Annotated in this window: 15 protein-coding genes, 2 rRNA genes and 1 pseudogene; 11 read left to right on the top strand and 7 right to left on the bottom strand. The window is 67.6% G+C overall.

Annotated elements, in window-relative coordinates:
- Window positions 1–111 precede the first annotated feature (111 nt).
- Window positions 112–1,692, top strand: coding sequence for an FAD-binding oxidoreductase (locus OHT51_RS22575; protein WP_328880729.1), 1,581 nt, complete (start codon window positions 112–114; stop codon window positions 1,690–1,692).
- A 59-nt stretch (window positions 1,693–1,751) separates the two neighbouring features.
- On the opposite strand, the gene OHT51_RS22570 is transcribed toward OHT51_RS22575, so the two are convergent.
- A complete protein-coding gene (locus OHT51_RS22570) occupies window positions 1,752–2,462 on the bottom strand; it encodes a phosphatase PAP2 family protein (RefSeq protein ID WP_328880728.1) in 711 nt (236 codons plus the stop codon).
- A 197-nt stretch (window positions 2,463–2,659) separates the two neighbouring features.
- Window positions 2,660–3,682 (bottom strand): C40 family peptidase, encoded by a 1,023-nt coding sequence (locus tag OHT51_RS22565; protein WP_328880727.1) that lies wholly within the window; start codon window positions 3,680–3,682, stop codon window positions 2,660–2,662.
- A 193-nt stretch (window positions 3,683–3,875) separates the two neighbouring features.
- On the opposite strand from OHT51_RS22565, the gene OHT51_RS22560 reads away from it, so the two are divergent.
- Entirely contained in the window at window positions 3,876–4,223 is a 348-nt protein-coding gene (locus tag OHT51_RS22560) for a DUF1330 domain-containing protein (protein WP_328880726.1), read from the top strand.
- An 85-nt stretch (window positions 4,224–4,308) separates the two neighbouring features.
- On the opposite strand, the pseudogene OHT51_RS22555 reads toward OHT51_RS22560, so the two are convergent.
- Together OHT51_RS22555 and OHT51_RS22550 are read right to left on the bottom strand one after the other, a co-directional pair.
- Window positions 4,309–4,809, bottom strand: a pseudogene (locus tag OHT51_RS22555) (PIG-L family deacetylase); the annotation flags it as partial.
- An 82-nt stretch (window positions 4,810–4,891) separates the two neighbouring features.
- Window positions 4,892–5,821: an oxidoreductase gene (locus tag OHT51_RS22550; protein ID WP_328880725.1), complete on the bottom strand. Its 930-nt coding sequence runs from the start codon at window positions 5,819–5,821 to the stop codon at window positions 4,892–4,894.
- 90 nt (window positions 5,822–5,911) lie between these two features.
- On the opposite strand from OHT51_RS22550, the gene OHT51_RS22545 reads away from it, so the two are divergent.
- From OHT51_RS22545 to OHT51_RS22515, 7 genes are all read left to right on the top strand, one after another.
- Entirely contained in the window at window positions 5,912–6,514 is a 603-nt protein-coding gene (locus OHT51_RS22545; RefSeq protein WP_328880724.1) for a TetR/AcrR family transcriptional regulator, read from the top strand.
- A gap of 409 nt (window positions 6,515–6,923) precedes the next feature.
- Entirely contained in the window at window positions 6,924–7,232 is a 309-nt protein-coding gene (locus OHT51_RS22540; RefSeq protein WP_123996587.1) for a hypothetical protein, read from the top strand.
- Window positions 7,233–7,475: 243 nt separating this feature from the next.
- Window positions 7,476–8,306, top strand: a complete 831-nt coding sequence (locus OHT51_RS22535) for a hypothetical protein (RefSeq protein ID WP_328880723.1) — start codon at window positions 7,476–7,478, stop codon at window positions 8,304–8,306.
- The gene (locus tag OHT51_RS22530) at window positions 8,296–9,618 is read left to right on the top strand and encodes a hypothetical protein (RefSeq protein ID WP_328880722.1); all 1,323 of its coding nucleotides are present in this window, start codon (window positions 8,296–8,298) and stop codon (window positions 9,616–9,618) included. Before OHT51_RS22535 ends, OHT51_RS22530 begins: the two co-directional genes overlap by 11 nt.
- Window positions 9,615–11,171, top strand: a complete 1,557-nt coding sequence (locus tag OHT51_RS22525; RefSeq protein ID WP_328880721.1) for an SCO6880 family protein — start codon at window positions 9,615–9,617, stop codon at window positions 11,169–11,171. Before OHT51_RS22530 ends, OHT51_RS22525 begins: the two co-directional genes overlap by 4 nt.
- Before the next feature lie 6 nt (window positions 11,172–11,177).
- Window positions 11,178–12,593, top strand: a complete 1,416-nt coding sequence (locus OHT51_RS22520; protein ID WP_328880720.1) for an ATP-binding protein — start codon at window positions 11,178–11,180, stop codon at window positions 12,591–12,593.
- Window positions 12,594–12,601: 8 nt separating this feature from the next.
- A complete protein-coding gene (locus tag OHT51_RS22515) occupies window positions 12,602–14,203 on the top strand; it encodes a type IV secretory system conjugative DNA transfer family protein (protein WP_328880719.1) in 1,602 nt (533 codons plus the stop codon).
- Window positions 14,204–14,276: 73 nt separating this feature from the next.
- Here OHT51_RS22515 and OHT51_RS22510 read toward each other — a convergent pair whose 3' ends face one another.
- Window positions 14,277–14,846, bottom strand: coding sequence for a GNAT family N-acetyltransferase (locus OHT51_RS22510; protein ID WP_328880718.1), 570 nt, complete (start codon window positions 14,844–14,846; stop codon window positions 14,277–14,279).
- A gap of 94 nt (window positions 14,847–14,940) precedes the next feature.
- Between OHT51_RS22510 and OHT51_RS22505 the strand changes: the two genes are divergently transcribed.
- Window positions 14,941–16,182, top strand: a complete 1,242-nt coding sequence (locus OHT51_RS22505) for a sensor histidine kinase (protein ID WP_328880717.1) — start codon at window positions 14,941–14,943, stop codon at window positions 16,180–16,182.
- Window positions 16,179–16,859 (top strand): response regulator transcription factor, encoded by a 681-nt coding sequence (locus tag OHT51_RS22500; RefSeq protein ID WP_328880716.1) that lies wholly within the window; start codon window positions 16,179–16,181, stop codon window positions 16,857–16,859. Before OHT51_RS22505 ends, OHT51_RS22500 begins: the two co-directional genes overlap by 4 nt.
- A gap of 53 nt (window positions 16,860–16,912) precedes the next feature.
- On the opposite strand, the gene rrf is transcribed toward OHT51_RS22500, so the two are convergent.
- Together rrf and OHT51_RS22490 are read right to left on the bottom strand one after the other, a co-directional pair.
- Window positions 16,913–17,029, bottom strand: a 5S ribosomal RNA gene (rrf, locus tag OHT51_RS22495).
- Between the two features lie 85 nt (window positions 17,030–17,114).
- Window positions 17,115–20,232, bottom strand: a 23S ribosomal RNA gene (locus tag OHT51_RS22490).
- Between the last annotated feature and the right edge of the window lie 226 nt (window positions 20,233–20,458).

The raw sequence follows: 20,458 nt of genomic DNA, 5'->3' as shown, positions 1-20,458 counted from the left end.
GACGGGACGGGTAGGGGCGGCGGGGGCGAGAAAACACCCGGTCACCCCCCACCCCATGGAACCCCGCCCGCCACCACCCCGTCTCGTTCCACGAACCCTCCAGGAGGCGACATGGAACGGCGCACCTTCATCGGCGGCACAGCAGCAGCCGTAACCGCCCTGACGGCAACCGCCTGCAACACCAGCTCGGCCAACGGCACCGGCGCAGCAACAGCCACCAACACAGGCACAAGCGGCGCAGCCACCCGCACCCAAACCACCGCCACCAGCAAAGCCGCCGCCGCCAACTGGACCGCCCTCGCCCAAGACCTGGACGGCCCCCTCATACGCCCCGGCGACACCTCCTGGAAAACGGCCCACCAGCTCTACAACACCCGCTTCGACACCCTGAAGCCCGCCGCAGTCGCCTACGTCTCCCACCCGGACGACATCCGCACCACCCTCGCCTACGCCCGAGCCCACAACCTCCACGTCGCCATACGCAACGGCGGCCACTCCTACGGCGGTTGGTCGTCCGGCAACAACCGCCTGATCATCGACGTCTCCAAGCTCAACCGCATCCGCGCCACCGGCAACTCCGCAGTGGTCGGCGCCGGTTCAAAGCTCATCGACGTCTACCGCGCCCTCGCCGCCAAGGGCGTCACGATCCCGGCCGGCTCCTGCCCCACCGTCGGCGTCTCCGGCCTCACCCTGGGCGGCGGCCACGGCGTCACGTCCCGCGCCTACGGCCTGACGTGCGACAGCCTCACCCAGGCCACCCTGATAACCGCCGACGGCAAGCAGCTCACCGCCAACGCCACCACCAACAAGGACCTCTTCTGGGCCCTGCGCGGCGCCGGCAACGGCAACTTCGGCGTAGTGACGGAACTGCACTTCAAGACCCACCCCGCCCCTCAGGCCGTAACGGCATACATGACCTGGCCCTGGTCGAAGGCGACCGCGCTGATCAAGGCCTGGCAGGAGTGGGGCCCGACCCAGCCCGACGAGATCTGGTCGTCGCTGCACATCGCGAACTCCGCCGGCGGCACCCCCACGATCTCCGTCGCCGCGTTCTCCCTGGGCACCTACCGCGAACTCCAGAACGCGGTGGACCGCCTCGCCGACCGCCCCGGCGGCCCCGGCCCCGCGAGGAGCGTCTCCCTCAAGCGCCGCTCGTACGAGGAGTCGATGGAGCTGTACGCGGGCTGCTCGTCCTTCGCCTCGGACGCGCAGTGCCATCTCCCCGGCTCCACGCCGGGCCGCTCGCCGCAGGGCGCGCTGGGCCGGGAGACGTACGCGGCGAAGTCGGACTTCTTCGACCGTTCGCTCTCCGCGGCGGGCATCCAGACCCTGCTGAAGCAGATGCAATCGGTGCGCGGCGGCGCCGGCAGCATCGCCTTCACGGCCCTCGGTGGGGCCGTCAACCGCGTCTCCCCCACCGCGACGGCCTTCGTGCACCGCCGCTCCCGCATGCTGGCGCAGTACCTCGCCTCCTGGCGCGCCGGCACGACGGGCAGCACGGCCCAGGCCTGGCTGACGTCGGTCCACGACGCCATGCGCCCCCACGCCTCGGGCGCCGCCTACCAGAACTACTCCGACCCGGCCCTGCGGAACTGGCGCAAGGCGTACTACGGAGACGCGGCAACCCGCCTGACAAAGCTGAAGAAGCAGTACGACCCGCAGGGCTTCTTCACCTATCCACAGGCGCTGTAGGTCGTAGCCCGGCACAGGGCGGGGTCAGCGGAGCCGGCCCCGCCCCCTACCGACCACGCCTAAGCCGCAAGATCCCGCTCCTCGGCCCCCGCCGGCTCCTTTCGAGCTCCCGGAATCACCGCTTCCTGACCGCCCGCCCGGGACCGCCCCCGCGCCTTGATCAGCAGGCCGCCCCTCGGCGACCGTTCGACCGCGGACATCACGGGCGTCAGCAGGGCCATGGCCAGGGGTGACAGCAGGAGGGCGACGGCGGTGCCGAGGGCGAAGCCGCCGACGACGTCGGTCGGGTAGTGCACGCCCATGTAGACCCGGCAGAACCCTTCGAGAAGAGCGAGGCCGATCCCGGCGAGGCCGAACTTCCGGTTGGCGACGAAGAGTCCGACCCCCAGGGCCATGGCGATCGTCGCGTGGTCGCTCACGAAGGAGTAGTCGGTCTTGCCGGTCACCAGGACCTCGAGCCCCTGGTGATCACGGAACGGCCGGGGCCGCTCGACGAACCCCCGTATGGGCACGTTCACCAGCACCGCGATCCCGGCGGCCAGCGGCGCCCACACGAGCGCGGCGACCGACGAGGCGGCGTCCTCGTCACCGCGGCGCCGCACCGACCACCAGCACCACACCACGAGCAGCACCATGGCGAGCACCAGCCCGTACTCACCGACGTACTCCATGACCCGGTCGAACCAGCGCGGGGCATCCTTGGCCAGGCCATTGATGTCGAAGAGCAGGTCGACGTCGGGGTTCGACCCGGATTCTGCGAGTCCAGCCATGATGCCGCGGCCCCTTCGTCGTCTCTCCGGCGCATCGTGCGTACGCCGCTCCGCCCACCCCCGTGGTTGTAGATCCGGCTACGACACCAGGAACGCACGGCCCCTGTTGATACGTTCCACACTCCACTGAATGATCACGCAGACGTTATCGAAGAGAGACCCATCACCGCAGCTCAGGGGGTGGGTTCACGCTCCGTCTACACCGTCGTGGGCAGCGCTTTCGCGCCATCTTCCGTCACCCGGGTCGCCCCGAAGTAGTCCGGGGTGTCGATCGGGTCGAACCGGATCACAGCACCCGTTCTCGGCGCATCGATCATGTACCCGCCACCGACATAAATACCCACATGTCGGATGGCCCGGGAGTTGGTGAGGTCGTCCGAGAAGAACACCAGGTCTCCCGGCAGGAGTTCCTCCCTGGCCGGATGCGGCCCCGCGTTCCACTGGTCGTTGGCGACGCGCGGCAGCGTTATCCCGACGCTCTCGTAGGCGGCCTTCGTCAACCCCGAGCAGTCGAACCGCCCGTTGTCCTCAGCAGTACCGTCACCACCCCAGAGGTAGAGCGTGCCGAGCTTCTTCTGGGCGTAGTAGATGGCACCGGCGGCCTGCTTGCTGGGATCGACACGGCTGACGGGCGCGGCGAAGCTCTGCTGCAGCGTCGTGATCGTCTTGACGTAGTTCTGGGTCTCCTTGTACGGCGGCACGCCCTTGTACTTGATGACCGCGTACGCCCCCGCGTTGTAGGACGCGAGCATGTTCTTCGTGGGATCGCCGGGTACGTCCTTCACGTAGGAGGCGAGCTTGCAGTCGTACGACGCGGCCGACGGAATCGCGTCATTGGGATCCCAGACGTCGCGGTCGCCGTCCCCGTCGCCGTCCATCCCGTGCGTGGCCCAGGTCCCCGGGATGAACTGCGCGATGCCCTGCGCGGCGGCCGCGCTCTGCGCCTTCGGGTTGAACCCGCTCTCCTGGTACAGCTGGGCGGCGAGCAGCGCGGGGTTGATGGCGGGGCAGAGGTTGCCCCACTTCTGCACGAGCGCCGAGTAGGCGGCCGGCACGGCCCCCTTGGCCAGAGCCTTGGACGCTCCGCCCACTCCGCCCGCGAGGTTCCCGGCGACGATGTAGACCCCGACGACGAGCAGCATCACGAAGCTGAGCCCCGCCGCGAGTGCGGCGCCCGCCACGATCCATGCCTTACGCACCGTCAACCGCCCCTCGCCCACCGGGATTCCGCCCGCGCCAGTCTATGAGCTTCCCACCGGGAATCCACGGCAACCGATGCGGTCCTACGGTCGTACGGTCCGCCGGACCGCCCGTCACGGCCATGCCCGGCATTACCTCAGCGGTAATCGATCCCCCGCAGACCCGCGTGCCACCATCGACCCCGGACGGAGCCCGACCGAACGGAAGGACATCATGCCCGCCTACGCGATTGCTCACCTGCAGGAAGCCGCCCCGCACCCGGAGATCGCGGAGTATATCGAGCGCCTCCCGGCCACCTTCGAACCGTATGGCGGCCGCTTCCTCGTCCATGGCACGCAGCACGAGGTGAAGGAGGGCAGCTGGCCCGGACACGTCGTGATGATCGGCTTCCCCGGGATCACCGAGGCGCGGTCCTGGTGGGACTCGCCGGCCTACCGCGAGATCGCGCCCCTGCGCTCCCGGCACATCGAGGGCGACATCATCCTGGTCGAGGGCGTCGCCGAGGGCTACGACCCGACGACCACCGCCGGGGCGATCCGGGACGCCGCGTCCGCCAAGTAGCGTTCAGCGCCATTGGCTTGCCGGTGGGCGCGTCGAAGGGGTGGGGGGCCGCCGTTCGAGCGGCCGGTCAGGCGGTCAGTTCCACCAGGGCGGGAAGCGCCGAGTGCGGATGGGTGGCCAGGTAGAGGGCGCTCGGCTGCCAGGGGGCGCCGGCGTCCGGGTGGAGCCGTTCGAGGCCGGCCTCCTGGACCGCGAGCGTGGTCACGCGGTGGGTGTGCACATGGTCGGGGTGCCCGGTCAGGCCGCCGTACGCGTCATGGGTGAGAACGATCAGCGGCCGGAACTGCCGTATGTGAGCGACCAGCCGCCCCACCGACTCGTCGTGCGGCGCATCGCACAGCCGCGGGCGACCGGGGGCGGCGTGCGGCGCCCCGGCGTCGGCATAGCCGAGCATCCGCGGCTCACCGGCACCGAGGATCCGTAGTGCCTCGGCGAGTTCGGCGCCGCGCTGCGTGTCCGGGGTCCAGGTCGCCGTCACGACGGCGGTGCGGGCACCGGCGGCCGCGTGCCGGGCGAGGACTCCGCCCGAGAAGAGGGACTCGTCGTCCGGATGGGCGAAGACCCCGAGCAGGCTCGGCACCGACATCGATCGACCACCTCCGGATACGGCCTGCGCCCGTGTCGCAGCCCAGCCGGCCGGACGCCGGCTTCGGCAGCGACACCACTGCCTACCGCCCGGCAGCCGCCTCGGCAACCCGTCCCAACGGCGAGCTCACGCCGGTCAGTTCCTCCGACACCGTCCACAACCGCCGCGCCACCTCCGCGTCACTGGCCGCCGTCGTCCGCCCGACCAGCGTCGGCGCGCCCCGCAGCTCGCCCAGCCCGTCGGGTCCGACGTAGCTCGCACCGGGGAGGTCCTGAGTCGCGGCGTACAGCGTCGGCAGCGCACCCGCCTTGTCGTCCTGCGCGAAGACCCTGTTGCCGATGCTCATGAACGCCCGCATCACCGGACTTCCCGCGTGGCTCTGCAGGTTGGTGGCGGCATAGCCGGGGTGGGCGGCCAGGGCGCGGACCCGGGAGCCGGACTCCGTCAGGCGGCGCTGGAGTTCCAGCGTGAACAGGAGGTTCGCCAGCTTCGACTGGGCGTACGCGCCATTCGGGTGGTAGCCGGACGTCCAGTTCAGGTCCTCGAAGCGGATCCTCGCGCCGGACCACCGGTGCGCACCGGACGACAGCGTCACGATCCGGTCGGTGACGTACGGCAGCAGCAGGTTCGTCAGCGCGAAGTGGCCCAGATGGTTCGTGCCGAACTGCATCTCGAAGCCGTCCGCCGTCCGCTGCTGCGGCAGCATCATCACGCCGGCGTTGTTGATCAGCAGATCCAGCGGCCGGCCCTGCCACGCCTCGGCGAACTCCCGCACGGAGGCGAGATCCGCCAGGTCCAGACGCCGCACCTCGGTACTGCCGGTCTCGGTCGCGGCCGCGGCCCGGCCCCGGTCGAGGTCCCGTACGGCGAACACGACGTGCGCGCCAGCACGGGCCAGCGCGCCGGCCGCGGTGAGGCCGATGCCGCTGTTGGCGCCGGTGACGACGGCCGTGCGGCCGCCCAGGTCAGGGAGGCTGGTCGCGTCCCACGTCTTCTTCGTTTTGTCAGCCATACCCACCAATGTAGGCGGCGCCAACAATGCTGTCAATGACAACAATGGTGGCGACGCCAACAAAGATGGCACCGGCAACATCAAGCTACGATGGTGCGCATGCCCGAGAGCCGCCCCTACCACCACGGCGACCTGCGCGCCGCCCTGCTCGCCGCAGCGGAGAGCACCCTGCGCGAAAAGGGGGTCGGAGCCCTCTCGCTCCGCGAACTGGCCCGCGAGGTCGGCGTCAGCCACGCCGCCCCCGGCCGGCACTTCAAGGACAAGCAGGCCCTGCTCAACGCCCTGGCGCTGGCCGGCTACGAGCGGCTCGGCCGGGCCCTGAGCGCGGCCGACGACCCGACGCTCCCCCTTGAGCCGCGCCTCACCGCCCTGGCCCGGACCTACCTCGGCTTCGCCATCGACAACGCCGAGCTGCTGGAGCTGATGTACGCCCGCAAGCACGAGCCGGGCGCCTCGGAGCAGATGGCCGCCGCGGTCGAGCAGACGATCGGCACCCTCGACCGGGTCCTCGCGGACGCCCAGCAACGGGGCGAGATCATCGAGGGCGCCCCGGAGGAACTCAACCTCGTCACGGGCGCCGCCCTCCACGGCATGGCTGCCTTCATCGCCGGCGGCATGCTGACCCCCGAAGTGGCCATGGCCGGCGTCGACGGCTTGGTCCACCACTTGCTGCACGGCCTCAGGCCCCGCTGAGGGCCAAGCCCCTCCGGCTGATCACCGCGAACGTCACCGAAAACTGACCGCCCGTCACCATGCCCGGCAGGCACGGGCGGTCGCGGCACCCTGCCTAGGGATGTTCAGGTATCGGCGATAACCTTCACCCGCAGCACACCGGCACGACCCCTCACCCGACCACCCGTCAGAAGCGGCACCCGGCGTGAAGAGGGCTAACGACGGAACCACACCACGGGTTCCGCTCAGGCCTCGTTGCCCGGCGTGACCTGCCGTGATACACAGAGTGACCGTACGAGGTTTTCGTACGAATCCCGCCCATCAATGACGCCAAGTCGACATACGACAGCGCCATTGTCGGCGAGAATGAGATCTGACCTCTGCGCACCGCAGGGGACTGCGGAACTACCCAACAGGGGCGGTGACTTACATGCTCTTTGCGGCCGATAAGGGCGATATCAACACCATCATCGGCGGGATCGCTCCGGACTGGGGCCCCTTCGGCAGCCTGGGCAACGAGGCGAAGGTGATGATCGAGGTCGTGATGGCGGTGGCCATCCTGCTCTGCCTCGGCCTCGCCATCTGGGGGGCGGCCAAACAGCGCATCGGCGCGACCGCACTGCGCGACACGTTCAGCGCCGAGCAGGGCAAAGGTCTCATCATCGCCGGGCTGACGGGCGTCTTCATCATCGGCTCACTGGGCACGCTGTTCACGATCGTGTACGGCATGGCCGTCTAGCCGCCTCAGTCGCGCCCACTTGCTCGAACCCCTGTTTCCCCTCCATCTCCTCCATCTCCTCCATCTCCTCCGTCCGCTCCGGGCACGCCCGGCCCCCGTCGTCCCCCACCCATCCGTCGTGCCCACCGGCTGAGGTTGCGTTTCCCTGATGTCGAGTCACCACACCGCGCCCATGCGGGAACCAGCACGGCTACCGTCGTACTCCAACGTGTTGTTGTCCGACGTCGAGGGGGCGTACGCGGCATGAGTCTCGGAGACGAGCGGGAGGGCTCCGGCGGTTACGGAGGCACGGGTCAGACCCGTACGCGCCTGCCCGAAAGCGGTGGTGACGCGTACGGGGGCACGCGACGGGGTGGCCGTTCGTCGTCCCGGAGCCTGGTCACCGTGGTCGGTGTGGTCGTCCTCCTTATCGCCGCAATCGCCTTCGCGAACCGTGGAGGCGATGACTCCGGTTCCGCGAGCGGGGACGAAAACAAGCCGAAATCCTCAACGACGGCAGCCACGGGGACACGACCGGTGGGGGGCAAGGCGGCGGGGATTCCTGGGGGGTTCGCGCACGATGAGCAGGGGGCACAGAGCGCGGCGGCCAACTACGCGGTGACGCTGGGTTCGACCGGTATGTTCAACCAGGAGAGTCGGCACAGCATCGTCGAGACGATCTACACGTCGACGGCAGCCGCCAAGCTCCAGGGCGCGATGGACCAGGCGTACTCGGCGGACTTCCTCAGCAAGCTCGGCCTGGATGCGAACGGCAACGCCCCGGAGGGCAACACCTTCGTGTCGCGCACCGTGCCCGTGGGCACCACGGTCAATCAGTACAGCCAAGGCAGCGCAAAGGTCTCCGTCTGGTACACGGGCCTCATCGGCATGTCGGGCCAAGGCTCGACCGATCCCGTGAGCTCGACCTGGAAGACCTGGACCTTCGACCTGCAGTGGGTCAGCGGCGATTGGAAGATCACCGCAGACACCCAGAAGGACGGCCCAGCACCGGTGCCCGGTGATGACAGAGCCGCCAGCTCCGACGAGATCAGCAAGGCCATCGAGGAGTACGGAGGGTTCACGTATGCCCGGTAACCCGCGTCGCGTACTCAAGCTCACGGCCTTGACGGCCGCCGTACAGGCCGGTGCCGTACTGCTGGCAACTCGCGCCTACGCGGCTCCCACGCCGACCCCGAGCGACGACCCCTGCGACCTGCTGATCGGTCCCGCCAAGCAGTACTGCGAAAAAGACAACGGCGGAGCCAACCGCACCGGCGGATCCAGCCCCCTCACCGACCCCACCTCCACCCTCGACCCCCTCTCCTCCCTCGCCAAGGGCTGCGCCGAAGCCGCCGCCTGGACCGTCGACAAGCTCAGCGAGGCCGTGAAGGAGACCGCGAACGTCGACTTCACGAATACGAAGTTCCTCCAGCAGTACGCCGTCGTCTTCGCCGCGTCCACGGTCCTCACCCTGCTCCTGTGGCTGCTGGCCGTGGCCAAGCGAGCCGTCCGCGGCGTACCTCTCAGCACCGCCGTCTCCGAGGCGATCGGCTTCCTCTGGCTGACGGTCCTGGCGTCCGCGTTCACACCGCTGATCCTCTACACGGTCGTATCGGCCACGGACGGCATCACGGACGTCCTCGCGAAAACGACCGGCGATCAGACGGACACCTTCTTCGGCACCTTCTCCGGCGCCCTGGAGAAGGGCGAGGACATCGGCGGCGGCCCGATCATGCTGATCGTGGTGTCCCTGGTCTCCATCCTCGCCGCCGGCGTCCTGTGGCTGGAGCTCGTCATCCGCGCCGCCCTGCTCTACGTCGGCGCCCTCCTCGGCACCGTCGTCTACGCCGGCCTGGTCGACAAGAACCTGTGGGGCCACGTCCGCCGCTGGGCGGGCATCATGATCGCCGTCATCCTCGTGAAGCCGGTCATCGTCATAGTGCTCGGCCTGGCCGGCGCCCTGTCGTCCGCCGACGGCCCGAACGCCTTCTCGGCCGTGGTCTCCGGCCTGGCCATCATCCTGCTCGCCATCTTCGCGAGCGCGATGATCTACCGCTTCGTCCCCGGCTTCGGCGACGAACTCGCCGGCTCCCGCAACAACCGCATCATGCGGGGCGCCGAAGGCAAGGCCGCCGCGGTCATCAGCTCCCCGGCGACCCTCGTCGCCCAGGGCATCAAGACCCACAGCTCCCGCGCGGACAACAAGGGCGGCGGGGGCCAGTCCAGCTCCTCCGCCCGCCCCTCCAACCCCGCATCCGGCGGCGTCGCCGCACACAGTTCGCGCTCCTCGAACGGCGGCGGATCTGTCCCCTCCGCCGCACCCGCACCCCGCTCGAGCAGCCCGGTGAACACCCCCCACGCCAGCAATACCCGCAGCAGCAATCGTTCAGGAGGTGACGGGCGTTGACGACCGAGTCCCATGTGTCCCATCCGGTCACGCCCCGCCGTACCTATCTGATCGGCCGCGCCCGGCCGAACGCGATCGTCGGCCGCAACCGCGAGACCGGCGAGATCGCGTTGATCATCGGGGGCGCGTTCCTCGGCATGATGTGCGGACTCCTCGTCCCCGTCCTGTCCCTGCGCATCGTGCTGCTGATGGGCTTCCCTCTGCTCGCGCTCGGCGCGGTCTACGTGCCGTACAAGCACCGGACCATCTACAAGTGGTTCGAGATCAACCGCAGCTACAAGCGCACCCTGCGCGCGGGCACCACCTACCGCTCCGCCGCCGTCGAGGCCGGCACCGGTCTCGACGGACGTGAGGTCGAGGTCGGCCCGCCGCCCGGCATCGGCCGCATCACCTGGCTGGCCGCGCCGTTCGGGCCGGACGAGATCGCCGTGCTCCTGCACGCCGACCGCCGTACGGTCACCGCCGCGATCGAGATCGAGGGGCCCGGCGTCGGCCTGCGCGACTCCGAGGACCAGGAAGCCCTCGTCGACCGCTTCGGCACCCTCCTCAAGCACGTGGCCAACGGCGACGGTTTCGTCACCCGGCTGCAGATGCTCGCCCGCACCCTGCCCGCCGACCCGGACGCCCACGCCAAGGACGTCGCCGTACGCGGCGACGAGCGCGCCCCGGGGTGGCTGCAGCAGTCGTACGACCAACTCCAGTCGATGGTGTCGACGAGCAGCGAGCAGCACCGCGCGTACCTCGTCGCCTGCATGCACTTCACACGCGAACTGGCCGCCGAGGCCCAGGCGATGGCCCGCGCGGCCCGCCCGCACGGCGGCAAGGTCGACCGGGACTCCGGTCTCGCGGTCGTCATGGCCCGCGAGCTGACGGACATCTGCTCGCGCCTCCAGGAGGCCGACATCCGCGTCCGCCAGCCCCTCGGGCAGGGACGTCTGGCCTCGCTCATCCACTCCATGTACGACCCGGACCACCCGATCGACCACATCCAGGCGATGACGAAACGCAACGCCTGGCCGGCCGAACTGGACGCCATGGAACCGACGTTCCTCCAGGCGAAGACCCGGGAGTCCTCCACCCGCGCGCCCTGGTGCCACGCCACCGCCTGGGTGAAGGAGTGGCCGATGACCCCGGTGGGCGTCAACTTCCTGGCCCCGCTGCTCGTCCACACCCCGGACGTCATCCGGACGGTCGCCGTGACGATGGACCTCGAACCCACCGAGGTCGCCATCGAACGCATGCTCACCGAGAAGACCAACGACGAGGCGGAGGCCAGCCGCGCCGCCAAGATGAACCGGACCGTCGACCCGCGCGACATCGCCGCCCACAACCGCCTCGACCAGCGAGGAGAAGACCTCGCGAGCGGCGCCGCCGGCGTCAACCTGGTCGGCTACATCACCGTCTCCTCGCGTTCCCCCGAGTCCCTGGCCCGGGACAAGAGGACCATCCGGGCGTCGGCCGGAAAGTCGTATCTGAAGCTGGAGTGGTGCGACCGCGAGCACCACCGGGCATTCGTCAACACACTCCCCTTCGCCACCGGCATTCGGAGGTAGGACCTGATGCGGGACCCGCTGTCCGTCCTCACCGACGCCTTCACGTCCTTCCTCTTCGGGAAGGTCGAGACGACGCGGCTGCCGGTGCGCACGTCGACGGGCCAGGCCCAGGCGGTCTACCTCCCGACCGCCGCCCCCGGCCTCGGCGACTCGGGCGTCATCATCGGCCGCGAGGTCTACTCCGGGAAGGGCTACATCTACGACCCCTTCCAGCTCTACGGCCAGCAGCTCCCGGCCCCGCACTGGCTGGTCCTCGGCGAGTCCGGCAACGGCAAGTCGGCGCTGGAGAAGACGTACGTCCTGCGCCAGCTGCGTTTCCGGGACCGCCAGGTCGTCGTCCTCGACGCCCAGGGCGAGGACGGCGTCGGCGAGTGGAACCTCATCGCGCAGGAGTTGGGGATAACCCCCATCCGCCTGGACCCGACGGCCGCCCTGGACATGGGCATCCGGCTCAACCCGCTCGACCCCGCGATCACGACGACGGGCCAGCTGGCCCTGCTCCGCACGATCATCGAGGTCGCGATGGGACACGGCCTCGACGAGCGCTCGGGCTTCGCCCTGAAGGTCGCGCACGCATACGTCAACGAGACCATCGTCGAACGCCAGCCGGTCCTCACCGACATCGTCGAGCAGCTACGGCACCCCAAGCCTGAGTCGGCCGAGGCGATGAACGTCGCCATAGACGACGTACGGGCATGGGGCCTGGACGTCGCTCTGGTCCTGGACCGTCTGGTCGACGGTGACCTCAGGGGCATGTTCGACGGCCCCACGACGGTGGGCATCGACCTCGACGCGCCGCTCATTGTGTTCGATTTGTCCCACATCGACCGCAACTCGATCGCCATGCCGATCCTGATGGCGATCGTCGGCGTTTGGCTGGAGCACACCTGGATCCGCCCCGACCGGAAGAAGCGCATCTTCCTGGTCGAGGAGGCCTGGCACATCATCAACAGCCCGTTCGTGGCCCAGCTCTTCCAGCGCCTGCTGAAGTTCGGCCGGCGGCTGGGTCTCTCCTTCGTCGCGGTCGTCCACCACCTGTCCGACGTCGTCGACGGCGCTGCGGCGAAGGAGGCCGCCGCGATCCTGAAGATGGCCTCGACCAGGACGATCTACGCCCAGAAGGCCGACGAGGCGCGGGCGACGGGCCGGGTGCTCGGCCTGCCGCGCTGGGCCGTGGAGATCATCCCCAGTCTGACCCCCGGCATCGCGGTGTGGGACGTGAACGGCAACGTCCAAGTGGTCAAACACCTGATCACCGAGACCGAACGCCCACTGGTCTTCACCGACCGCGCGATGACCGAGTCGTCCGCCGACCGCGATCTGACCGACGACGCCCTGCGCGCCGCCGAGCTGGAGGCGGAGGAACGGGCAGCGGCCTTCGTGGAGCAACACCTTGGCGACTCCGAATCGACGGTGGCGTAGGGGGCAGCGTGAGACCGGACGACCGTCGGGCATACCGGTACACCCGGGACAGCGGAGGCAGTCAGGGAGGCATCCCCGACGGCCTGCTGATCGGCCTGCTCGCCTTCCTCCTGGGCATGACACTGCTGGTCTGGACGGCGACGGGCCTGGCGGGCCTGTTCGCGCACGGCTCCTGGCCCTCCGGCGTCACCTTCACCCGCACGCCCCTGGCCATGCGCTCCCTGGTCGCCCAGCCCCACGACATCCCGGGCGCGTGGCCGCAGACACCGGACGGACAGCTGTCGGGGTACGGGCTGTTCTGGGGGCTGTTCATCGGCCAGTTGATGGTCCTGGTCGTACTGACCGTGTTCGTGCTGGGGACGGTGGCACGCTGGCGGGCAGTCAGGGCGGCTCGGCGCACGGGCAAGGCGGACGCTGCCGAGCAGACAGCCTGGGCGGAGAAGACGGACAGCGCGGTACAGCCCGGCTTCTCACCGGCCCCTGAGCCCACTCCAGCACCGGTACACGGCGACGTGCCGGCGCCGCGGACGGAAGCGGAGCCGATGGCGGCGGTGCCGATGACGGCAGCGACAAGAGCAGCGGCGGCAGTAGCAGCGGCAGCATCCTCGGAGACAGCTGTACGCAGCGAAGGAGCGGCCCCCGATGCCGCACCCCACACCGCACTGCTCGCCGAGCGAGCAGACACGTGGGAAAGGATCCACCTGGCCCCGAGGGAAAGCCGGCAAGCCACCGCGACCCAAGCAGTACGCGACGCGGAAGGCCCCGCCCTCGTGGTCACGTCGAACCCCGCGGTCTGGCAGGACTCGAAGGACGCCCGCGCGAAGCTCGGCCCGGTCCTCCTCTACGACCCCACCCACCTCTGCGACACCCCGGCCCGCCTCCACTGGTCCCCCACAACGGGCTGCGAGGACAAGCAGACAGCGGTCTCAAGGGCGACCGCGCTCCTGACGCCGGTCCGCCCCTCCTCTCGCCTCGACCAAGCGGTCAGCGACACCGCCGAAACGCTGCTGCGCAGCTACCTGCACGCCGCGGCCATCGACGGCCGCACCGTCCGCCACGTCCACCGCTGGTCCCAGGGCACCCAGATCCAGGACGCCGTACGCATCCTGCGCACGAACCCGAAGGCGGCCCCCGGCGCGGCAGGCGAGCTCGAAGCCGCGCTCACCGGCCACCCCGAACGGCGGGACATGGCCCAGGAGTTGACGACGAGGGCGCTCTCCGCCCTCTCCACGGTCAACATCCGCGAGTCCTGCACTCCAAACCGAACTGATGCCCTCACCTTGGATTCCTTCGTCCACGAAGGGGGCACGCTCTATGTGGTGGGTGAATCCATCGAGGATCCCCGAGCCAACCCCGGCGCCATGCCACTCCTGACGGCCCTCGCCGCAAGCGTGGTCGAGCGCGGCCGGCGCATGGCCGAACGGTCATCCTCCGGTCGCCTCGACCCACCAATGACGCTCGTCCTGGACGACGTCGCCGCGGTGGCTCCACTTCCCCAGCTTCCGGAGCTGCTGGCCACCGGAGCGGTCCGGGGTATGCCGACCCTGGCCCTGCTCCGGTCCCGGGAACAGGCGCGCTCCCGCTGGCCCCACGACGACCTCCCGGTGTAGCCGCCCGAACCCCCGGGCCGAATGCCCGGCCCGAACCCCCGGTGCAGGCGGGCCGATCACCGAACCCGGCCCCCTACGGCCGCTCGATGACGAACTCCAACTCGACCTCCGCCTCCGCGTCCCCCTCGCCCAGCGGCACGGTCACGCCACTCGGCTCGAACCCCACCCTCCGGTAGAACCTCTGCGCCCGCCCGTTCTCCTCGTGCACGATGAGCCGCACCCGCTCCGCGCCCCGCGACCACGCCCACTCCAGGCCGGCGTCGAAGAGCACGTCGGTCAGCCCGCTCCCCCGCTCCTCCGGCCGTACGAACACGGCGACGACATGCCCCTGCTTCCGCTCCACCGGGAACCCGGCCCAGTCGGTCGTCCCAGGCTCCTCGACCAGCACGGTCAACGTCCCGACCCAGACCCCGTCCGGCCCTTCGGCGATGATCTGCTGCGCCCCGTCGGCCCCCTCGCAGGCCCCTGCGGCCCGCTCCTGCCAGAAGGAGTCGGGCCGGGCGACGGCCTGCTCGTACGTCTCCAGGAACGCGAGCGGCGCGACGGGATCCTGCAGCGCGGCGAGCCGCAACTCCTTGGCGGCGGGCCACTCGTCGGCATGTATGGACCGGATGACGTAGGCCCCGGGGTTCGTGGTGCTCATGGTCGCCACCGTAGTACCCGGGTACGACATCGCTCACCCGGATTCCTGCCCAGGGCCCTGTGCCGGCCACCACCGGACCCCGGAGGATGAACCCGTGACGCACGAGCGAGCGACGACGGAACCCCTCACCCAGCACATCCAGCGCATCAGCCGACGCGTACGTGCCTTCGACGGACGTCACCCGCTCGTCTGGGACCTGCACCTGACCGGCTTCTGGGTGACGGCGGCCCTGATCGACTACTACGGCGACGGCTGGCTCAACGTGGCCCGCGACCGCGACAACCCCGGCTGGCTCGTCCTCACCCTGAGCCTCGGCCTCTCCGTCCCCCTCCTCATGCGACGCACCCACCCCCGCGCCGTACTCCTGGCCATAGCCCCGTTCGCCCTGGTCAACGCCTGGACCGGCACCGCCCTCCAAGCGGTGCTGCTCCAACTCCTCGTCGTCTTCCACATCGCCCTGTGCCGCCCTCCCCGCAACCTCTGGTGGGCGACGGCCCTCATCACCACGCCCGTCGCCGTAATGGCGGCCCGTCACCCGCAGGGAACCCCGGACAAGGACATAGTCCCGGTTCTGATGTCCATCGCCGTAGCGGTAGCCATCGGCATCACGGTCCGCACCCGCCGCGACCACACCGAGGCCCTGGAGGACCGCGCCCGCCGCCTGGAGATCGAACGCGACCAGCAGGCCCAGCTCGCCGCCGCGGCCGAACGAGCCCGTATCGCCCGCGAGATGCACGACATCATCGGCCACAACCTCTCCGTCATCACCGGCCTGGCCGACGGCGGCAAATACGCGGCCGCCAAGTCCCCGGAACGCGCCACCCAGGCCCTCCACGCCATAGCCACCACCAGCCGCCAGGCCCTGGCCGAACTACGCCGCCTCCTCGACGTCCTGCGCGACGACGAACACCCCCGCACACCCCACCCGGAGCTGACCCCCCAACCCACCCTCACCGACCTGACCCAACTCCTCGACGGCGTACGCGCCGCAGGCCTCCCCGTCCACACCACGACCCACGGCACCCCCAACCTCCCCCCGGGCCGCCAACTCACCGTCTACCGCGTCATCCAGGAAGCCCTCACCAACACCCTCAAACACGGCGGCCCCGAAACCACGGCACGCATAGAGCTCTCGTACGAGGAGAAGGGCGCCGTCACCGCAACCGTGACCGACACCGGCAGCGGGGGCCCCGCTGAACCCACGGGCGGCCGCGGTCTGCCCGGAATGCGCGAGCGAACAGCCCTGTACGGCGGCACACTTGAGGCCGGCCCCCGCCCGCACCCCGAGCAGGGCTGGCGAGTCCACCTGCATCTCCCGGAGGAATCCCCGCAGTGACCACCGTCCTCATAGCCGACGACCAGCCCCTCCAGCGCTTCGGCTTCCGGATGCTCCTCGAAAGCCAGGACGACATGACGGTGGTGGGCGAAGCCGCCAACGGCAGCGAGGCGATCCGCATGACAGCGGAACTACACCCCGACGTGATCCTCATGGACGTCCGCATGCCCGGCCTGGACGGCATCGAGGCCACCCGCCGCATCACCACCACCGGCGACCGCACCAGGGTGCTGATCCTCACCACCTTCGACCTCGACGAGTACGCCTACGCCGGCCTCCGCGCAGGCGCCTCCGGCTTCCTCGTCAAGGACGCCCAGCCGGAGGAACTCCTCTCCGGCATCCGCGCGGTCGCCACCGGCGACGCGGTCGTCGCCCCGAGCCTGACCCGCCGCCTGCTCGACGCGTACGCCCACCACCTACCGAGGCAAGGCCGCGCCGACGGCCAGGAAGCGTCGCCCCTGGAGCACCCTCGTCTCTCTTCCCTCACCGACCGCGAACGCGAGATCCTCTCGGTGATCGGAAAGGGCTGGACCAACACGGAGATAGCCGCCCGCCTCCACCTGGCCGAGTCGACGGTAAAGACCCACGTGGGCCGCGTCCTCGCGAAGACCGGCTCACGAGATCGAATTCAGGCGGTGATTCTCGCGTACGACACGGGACTGGTGCAGCCGTCCTGAGCCAGAAACGCAGAAAGGCCCACACCATAAGGTGTGGGCCTTTCTCACAATTTGTTCGGCGGCGTCCTACTCTCCCACAGGGTCCCCCCTGCAGTACCATCGGCGCTGTAAGGCTTAGCTTCCGGGTTCGGAATGTAACCGGGCGTTTCCCTCACGCTATAACCACCGAAACACTATGAAACTGTCAGCCGCACCGCATGTGGCCATACGGGGCTGTTCGTGGTTTCAGAACCAACACAGTGGACGCGAGCATCTATGGACAAGCCCTCGGCCTATTAGTACCGGTCACCTCCACACGTTACCGTGCTTCCAGATCCGGCCTATCAACCCAGTCGTCTACTGGGAGCCTTACCCCATCAAGTGGGTGGGAATACTCATCTCGAAGCAGGCTTCCCGCTTAGATGCTTTCAGCGGTTATCCCTCCCGAACGTAGCCAACCAGCCATGCCCTTGGCAGAACAACTGGCACACCAGAGGTTCGTCCGTCCCGGTCCTCTCGTACTAGGGACAGCCCTTCTCAATATTCCTACGCGCGCAGCGGATAGGGACCGAACTGTCTCACGACGTTCTAAACCCAGCTCGCGTACCGCTTTAATGGGCGAACAGCCCAACCCTTGGGACCGACTCCAGCCCCAGGATGCGACGAGCCGACATCGAGGTGCCAAACCATCCCGTCGATATGGACTCTTGGGGAAGATCAGCCTGTTATCCCCGGGGTACCTTTTATCCGTTGAGCGACGGCGCTTCCACAAGCCACCGCCGGATCACTAGTCCCGACTTTCGTCCCTGCTCGACCCGTCGGTCTCACAGTCAAGCTCCCTTGTGCACTTACACTCAACACCTGATTGCCAACCAGGCTGAGGGAACCTTTGGGCGCCTCCGTTACTCTTTAGGAGGCAACCGCCCCAGTTAAACTACCCATCAGACACTGTCCCTGATCCGGATCACGGACCCAGGTTAGACATCCAGCACGACCAGAGTGGTATTTCAACGACGACTCCCCCTGAACTGGCGTCCAGAGTTCACAGTCTCCCACCTATCCTACACAAGCCGAACCGAACACCAATATCAAACTGTAGTAAAGGTCCCGGGGTCTTTCCGTCCTGCTGCGCGAAACGAGCATCTTTACTCGTAGTGCAATTTCACCGGGCCTATGGTTGAGACAGTCGAGAAGTCGTTACGCCATTCGTGCAGGTCGGAACTTACCCGACAAGGAATTTCGCTACCTTAGGATGGTTATAGTTACCACCGCCGTTTACTGGCGCTTAAGTTCTCAGCTTCGCCACAACGAATTGTGACTAACCGGTCCCCTTAACGTTCCAGCACCGGGCAGGCGTCAGTCCGTATACATCGCCTTACGGCTTCGCACGGACCTGTGTTTTTAGTAAACAGTCGCTTCTCGCTGGTCTCTGCGGCCACCCCCAGCTCAGGAAGCACGTTCCCTCACCAGTGATGGCCCCCCTTCTCCCGAAGTTACGGGGGCATTTTGCCGAGTTCCTTAACCATAGTTCACCCGAACGCCTCGGTATTCTCTACCTGACCACCTGAGTCGGTTTAGGGTACGGGCCGCCATGAAACTCGCTAGAGGCTTTTCTCGACAGCATAGGATCATCCACTTCACCACAATCGGCTCGGCATCAGGTCTCAGCCTCATGTGATCCGGATTTGCCTGGATCACGGCCTACACCCTTACCCCGGGACAACCACCGCCCGGGCTGGACTACCTTCCTGCGTCACCCCATCACTCACCTACTACAGGTCTGGTCCGTCGGCTCCACCACTCCCCTTTGCCCGAAGGCTCCAGGGCGGCTTCACGGACTTAGCATCGCCTGGTTCAATGTTTGACGCTTCACAGCGGGTACCGGAATATCAACCGGTTATCCATCGACTACGCCTGTCGGCCTCGCCTTAGGTCCCGACTTACCCTGGGCAGATCAGCTTGACCCAGGAACCCTTAGTCAATCGGCGCACACGTTTCTCACGTGTGAATCGCTACTCATGCCTGCATTCTCACTCGTGAACCGTCCACCACTGCCTTCCGGCGCGGCTTCACCCGGCACACGACGCTCCCCTACCCATCACAGCCGCCGTTGGGCGTATTGCTGCAATGACACGACTTCGGCGGTACGCTTGAGCCCCGCTACATTGTCGGCGCGGAATCACTAGACCAGTGAGCTATTACGCACTCTTTCAAGGGTGGCTGCTTCTAAGCCAACCTCCTGGTTGTCTCTGCGACTCCACATCCTTTCCCACTTAGCGTACGCTTAGGGGCCTTAGTCGATGCTCTGGGCTGTTTCCCTCTCGACCATGGAGCTTATCCCCCACAGTCTCACTGCCGCGCTCTCACTTACCGGCATTCGGAGTTTGGCTAAGGTCAGTAACCCGGTAGGGCCCATCGCCTATCCAGTGCTCTACCTCCGGCAAGAAACACACGACGCTGCACCTAAATGCATTTCGGGGAGAACCAGCTATCACGGAGTTTGATTGGCCTTTCACCCCTAACCACAGGTCATCCCCCAGGTTTTCAACCCTGGTGGGTTCGGTCCTCCACGAAGTCTTACCTCCGCTTCAACCTGCCCATGGCTAGATCACTCCGCTTCGGGTCTTGAGCGCGCTACTAAATCGCCCTATTCGGACTCGCTTTCGCTACGGCTTCCCCACACGGGTTAACCTCGCAACACACCGCAAACTCGCAGGCTCATTCTTCAAAAGGCACGCAGTCACGAGAATGTGCAAGCACATTCCGACGCTCCCACGGCTTGTAGGCACACGGTTTCAGGTACTATTTCACTCCCCTCCCGGGGTACTTTTCACCATTCCCTCACGGTACTATCCGCTATCGGTCACCAGGGAATATTTAGGCTTAGCGGGTGGTCCCGCCAGATTCACACGGGATTTCTCGGGCCCCGTGCTACTTGGGTGTCTCTCAAACGAGCCGCTGATGTTTCGACTACGGGGGTCTTACCCTCTACGCCGGACCTTTCGCATGTCCTTCGCCTACATCAACGGTTTCTGACTCGTCCTGTTGCCGGCAGACAACAGAAGAGAGATCCCACAACCCCGTATACGCAACCCCTGCCGGGTCTCACACGTATACGGTTTAGCCTCATCCAGTTTCGCTCGCCACTACTCCCGGAATCACGGTTGTTTTCTCTTCCTGCGGGTACTGAGATGTTTCACTTCCCCGCGTTCCCTCCACTTGCCCTATGTGTTCAGGCAAGGGTGACAGCCCATGACGACTGCCGGGTTTCCCCATTCGGAAACCCCCGGATCAAAGCCTGGTTGACGACTCCCCGGGGACTATCGTGGCCTCCCACGTCCTTCATCGGTTCCTGGTGCCAAGGCATCCACCGTGCGCCCTTAAAAACTTGGCCACAGATGCTCGCGTCCACTGTGCAGTTCTCAAACAACGACCAGTACACCGTCACACACCACCACTGTGGTGCTACACCGGCGCCGGCAACCGAAGCACAACCTTGCGGCCGTTACTTCAGACACCCAACAGCGTGCCCGACACACTCCCCGCTTCCCTCAACGTTCCACGCTCCGAAGAGCAGTACTAGAAGGAGAAGACGATCAAGTGTGCCGAATAATCAACGT

The organism is Streptomyces sp. NBC_00299 (assembly GCF_036173045.1).
Taxonomy (GTDB): Bacteria; Actinomycetota; Actinomycetes; order Streptomycetales; family Streptomycetaceae; genus Streptomyces; species Streptomyces machairae.
This window is presented reverse-complemented; position numbering and strand designations above follow the sequence as displayed.

What these genes read in the sequence shown, in the direction of transcription:
- OHT51_RS22575 (WP_328880729.1), top strand. Translation starts at nt 112, where the DNA reads ATGGAACGGCGCACCTTCATCGGCGGCACAGCAGCAGCCGTAACCGCC.
- OHT51_RS22570 (WP_328880728.1), bottom strand. Translation starts at nt 2,462, where the DNA reads ATGGCTGGACTCGCAGAATCCGGGTCGAACCCCGACGTCGACCTGCTC.
- OHT51_RS22560 (WP_328880726.1), top strand. Translation starts at nt 3,876, where the DNA reads ATGCCCGCCTACGCGATTGCTCACCTGCAGGAAGCCGCCCCGCACCCG.
- OHT51_RS22550 (WP_328880725.1), bottom strand. Translation starts at nt 5,821, where the DNA reads ATGGCTGACAAAACGAAGAAGACGTGGGACGCGACCAGCCTCCCTGAC.
- OHT51_RS22545 (WP_328880724.1), top strand. Translation starts at nt 5,912, where the DNA reads ATGGTGCGCATGCCCGAGAGCCGCCCCTACCACCACGGCGACCTGCGC.
- OHT51_RS22540 (WP_123996587.1), top strand. Translation starts at nt 6,924, where the DNA reads ATGCTCTTTGCGGCCGATAAGGGCGATATCAACACCATCATCGGCGGG.
- OHT51_RS22535 (WP_328880723.1), top strand. Translation starts at nt 7,476, where the DNA reads ATGAGTCTCGGAGACGAGCGGGAGGGCTCCGGCGGTTACGGAGGCACG.
- OHT51_RS22530 (WP_328880722.1), top strand. Translation starts at nt 8,296, where the DNA reads ATGCCCGGTAACCCGCGTCGCGTACTCAAGCTCACGGCCTTGACGGCC.
- OHT51_RS22520 (WP_328880720.1), top strand. Translation starts at nt 11,178, where the DNA reads ATGCGGGACCCGCTGTCCGTCCTCACCGACGCCTTCACGTCCTTCCTC.
- OHT51_RS22510 (WP_328880718.1), bottom strand. Translation starts at nt 14,846, where the DNA reads ATGAGCACCACGAACCCCGGGGCCTACGTCATCCGGTCCATACATGCC.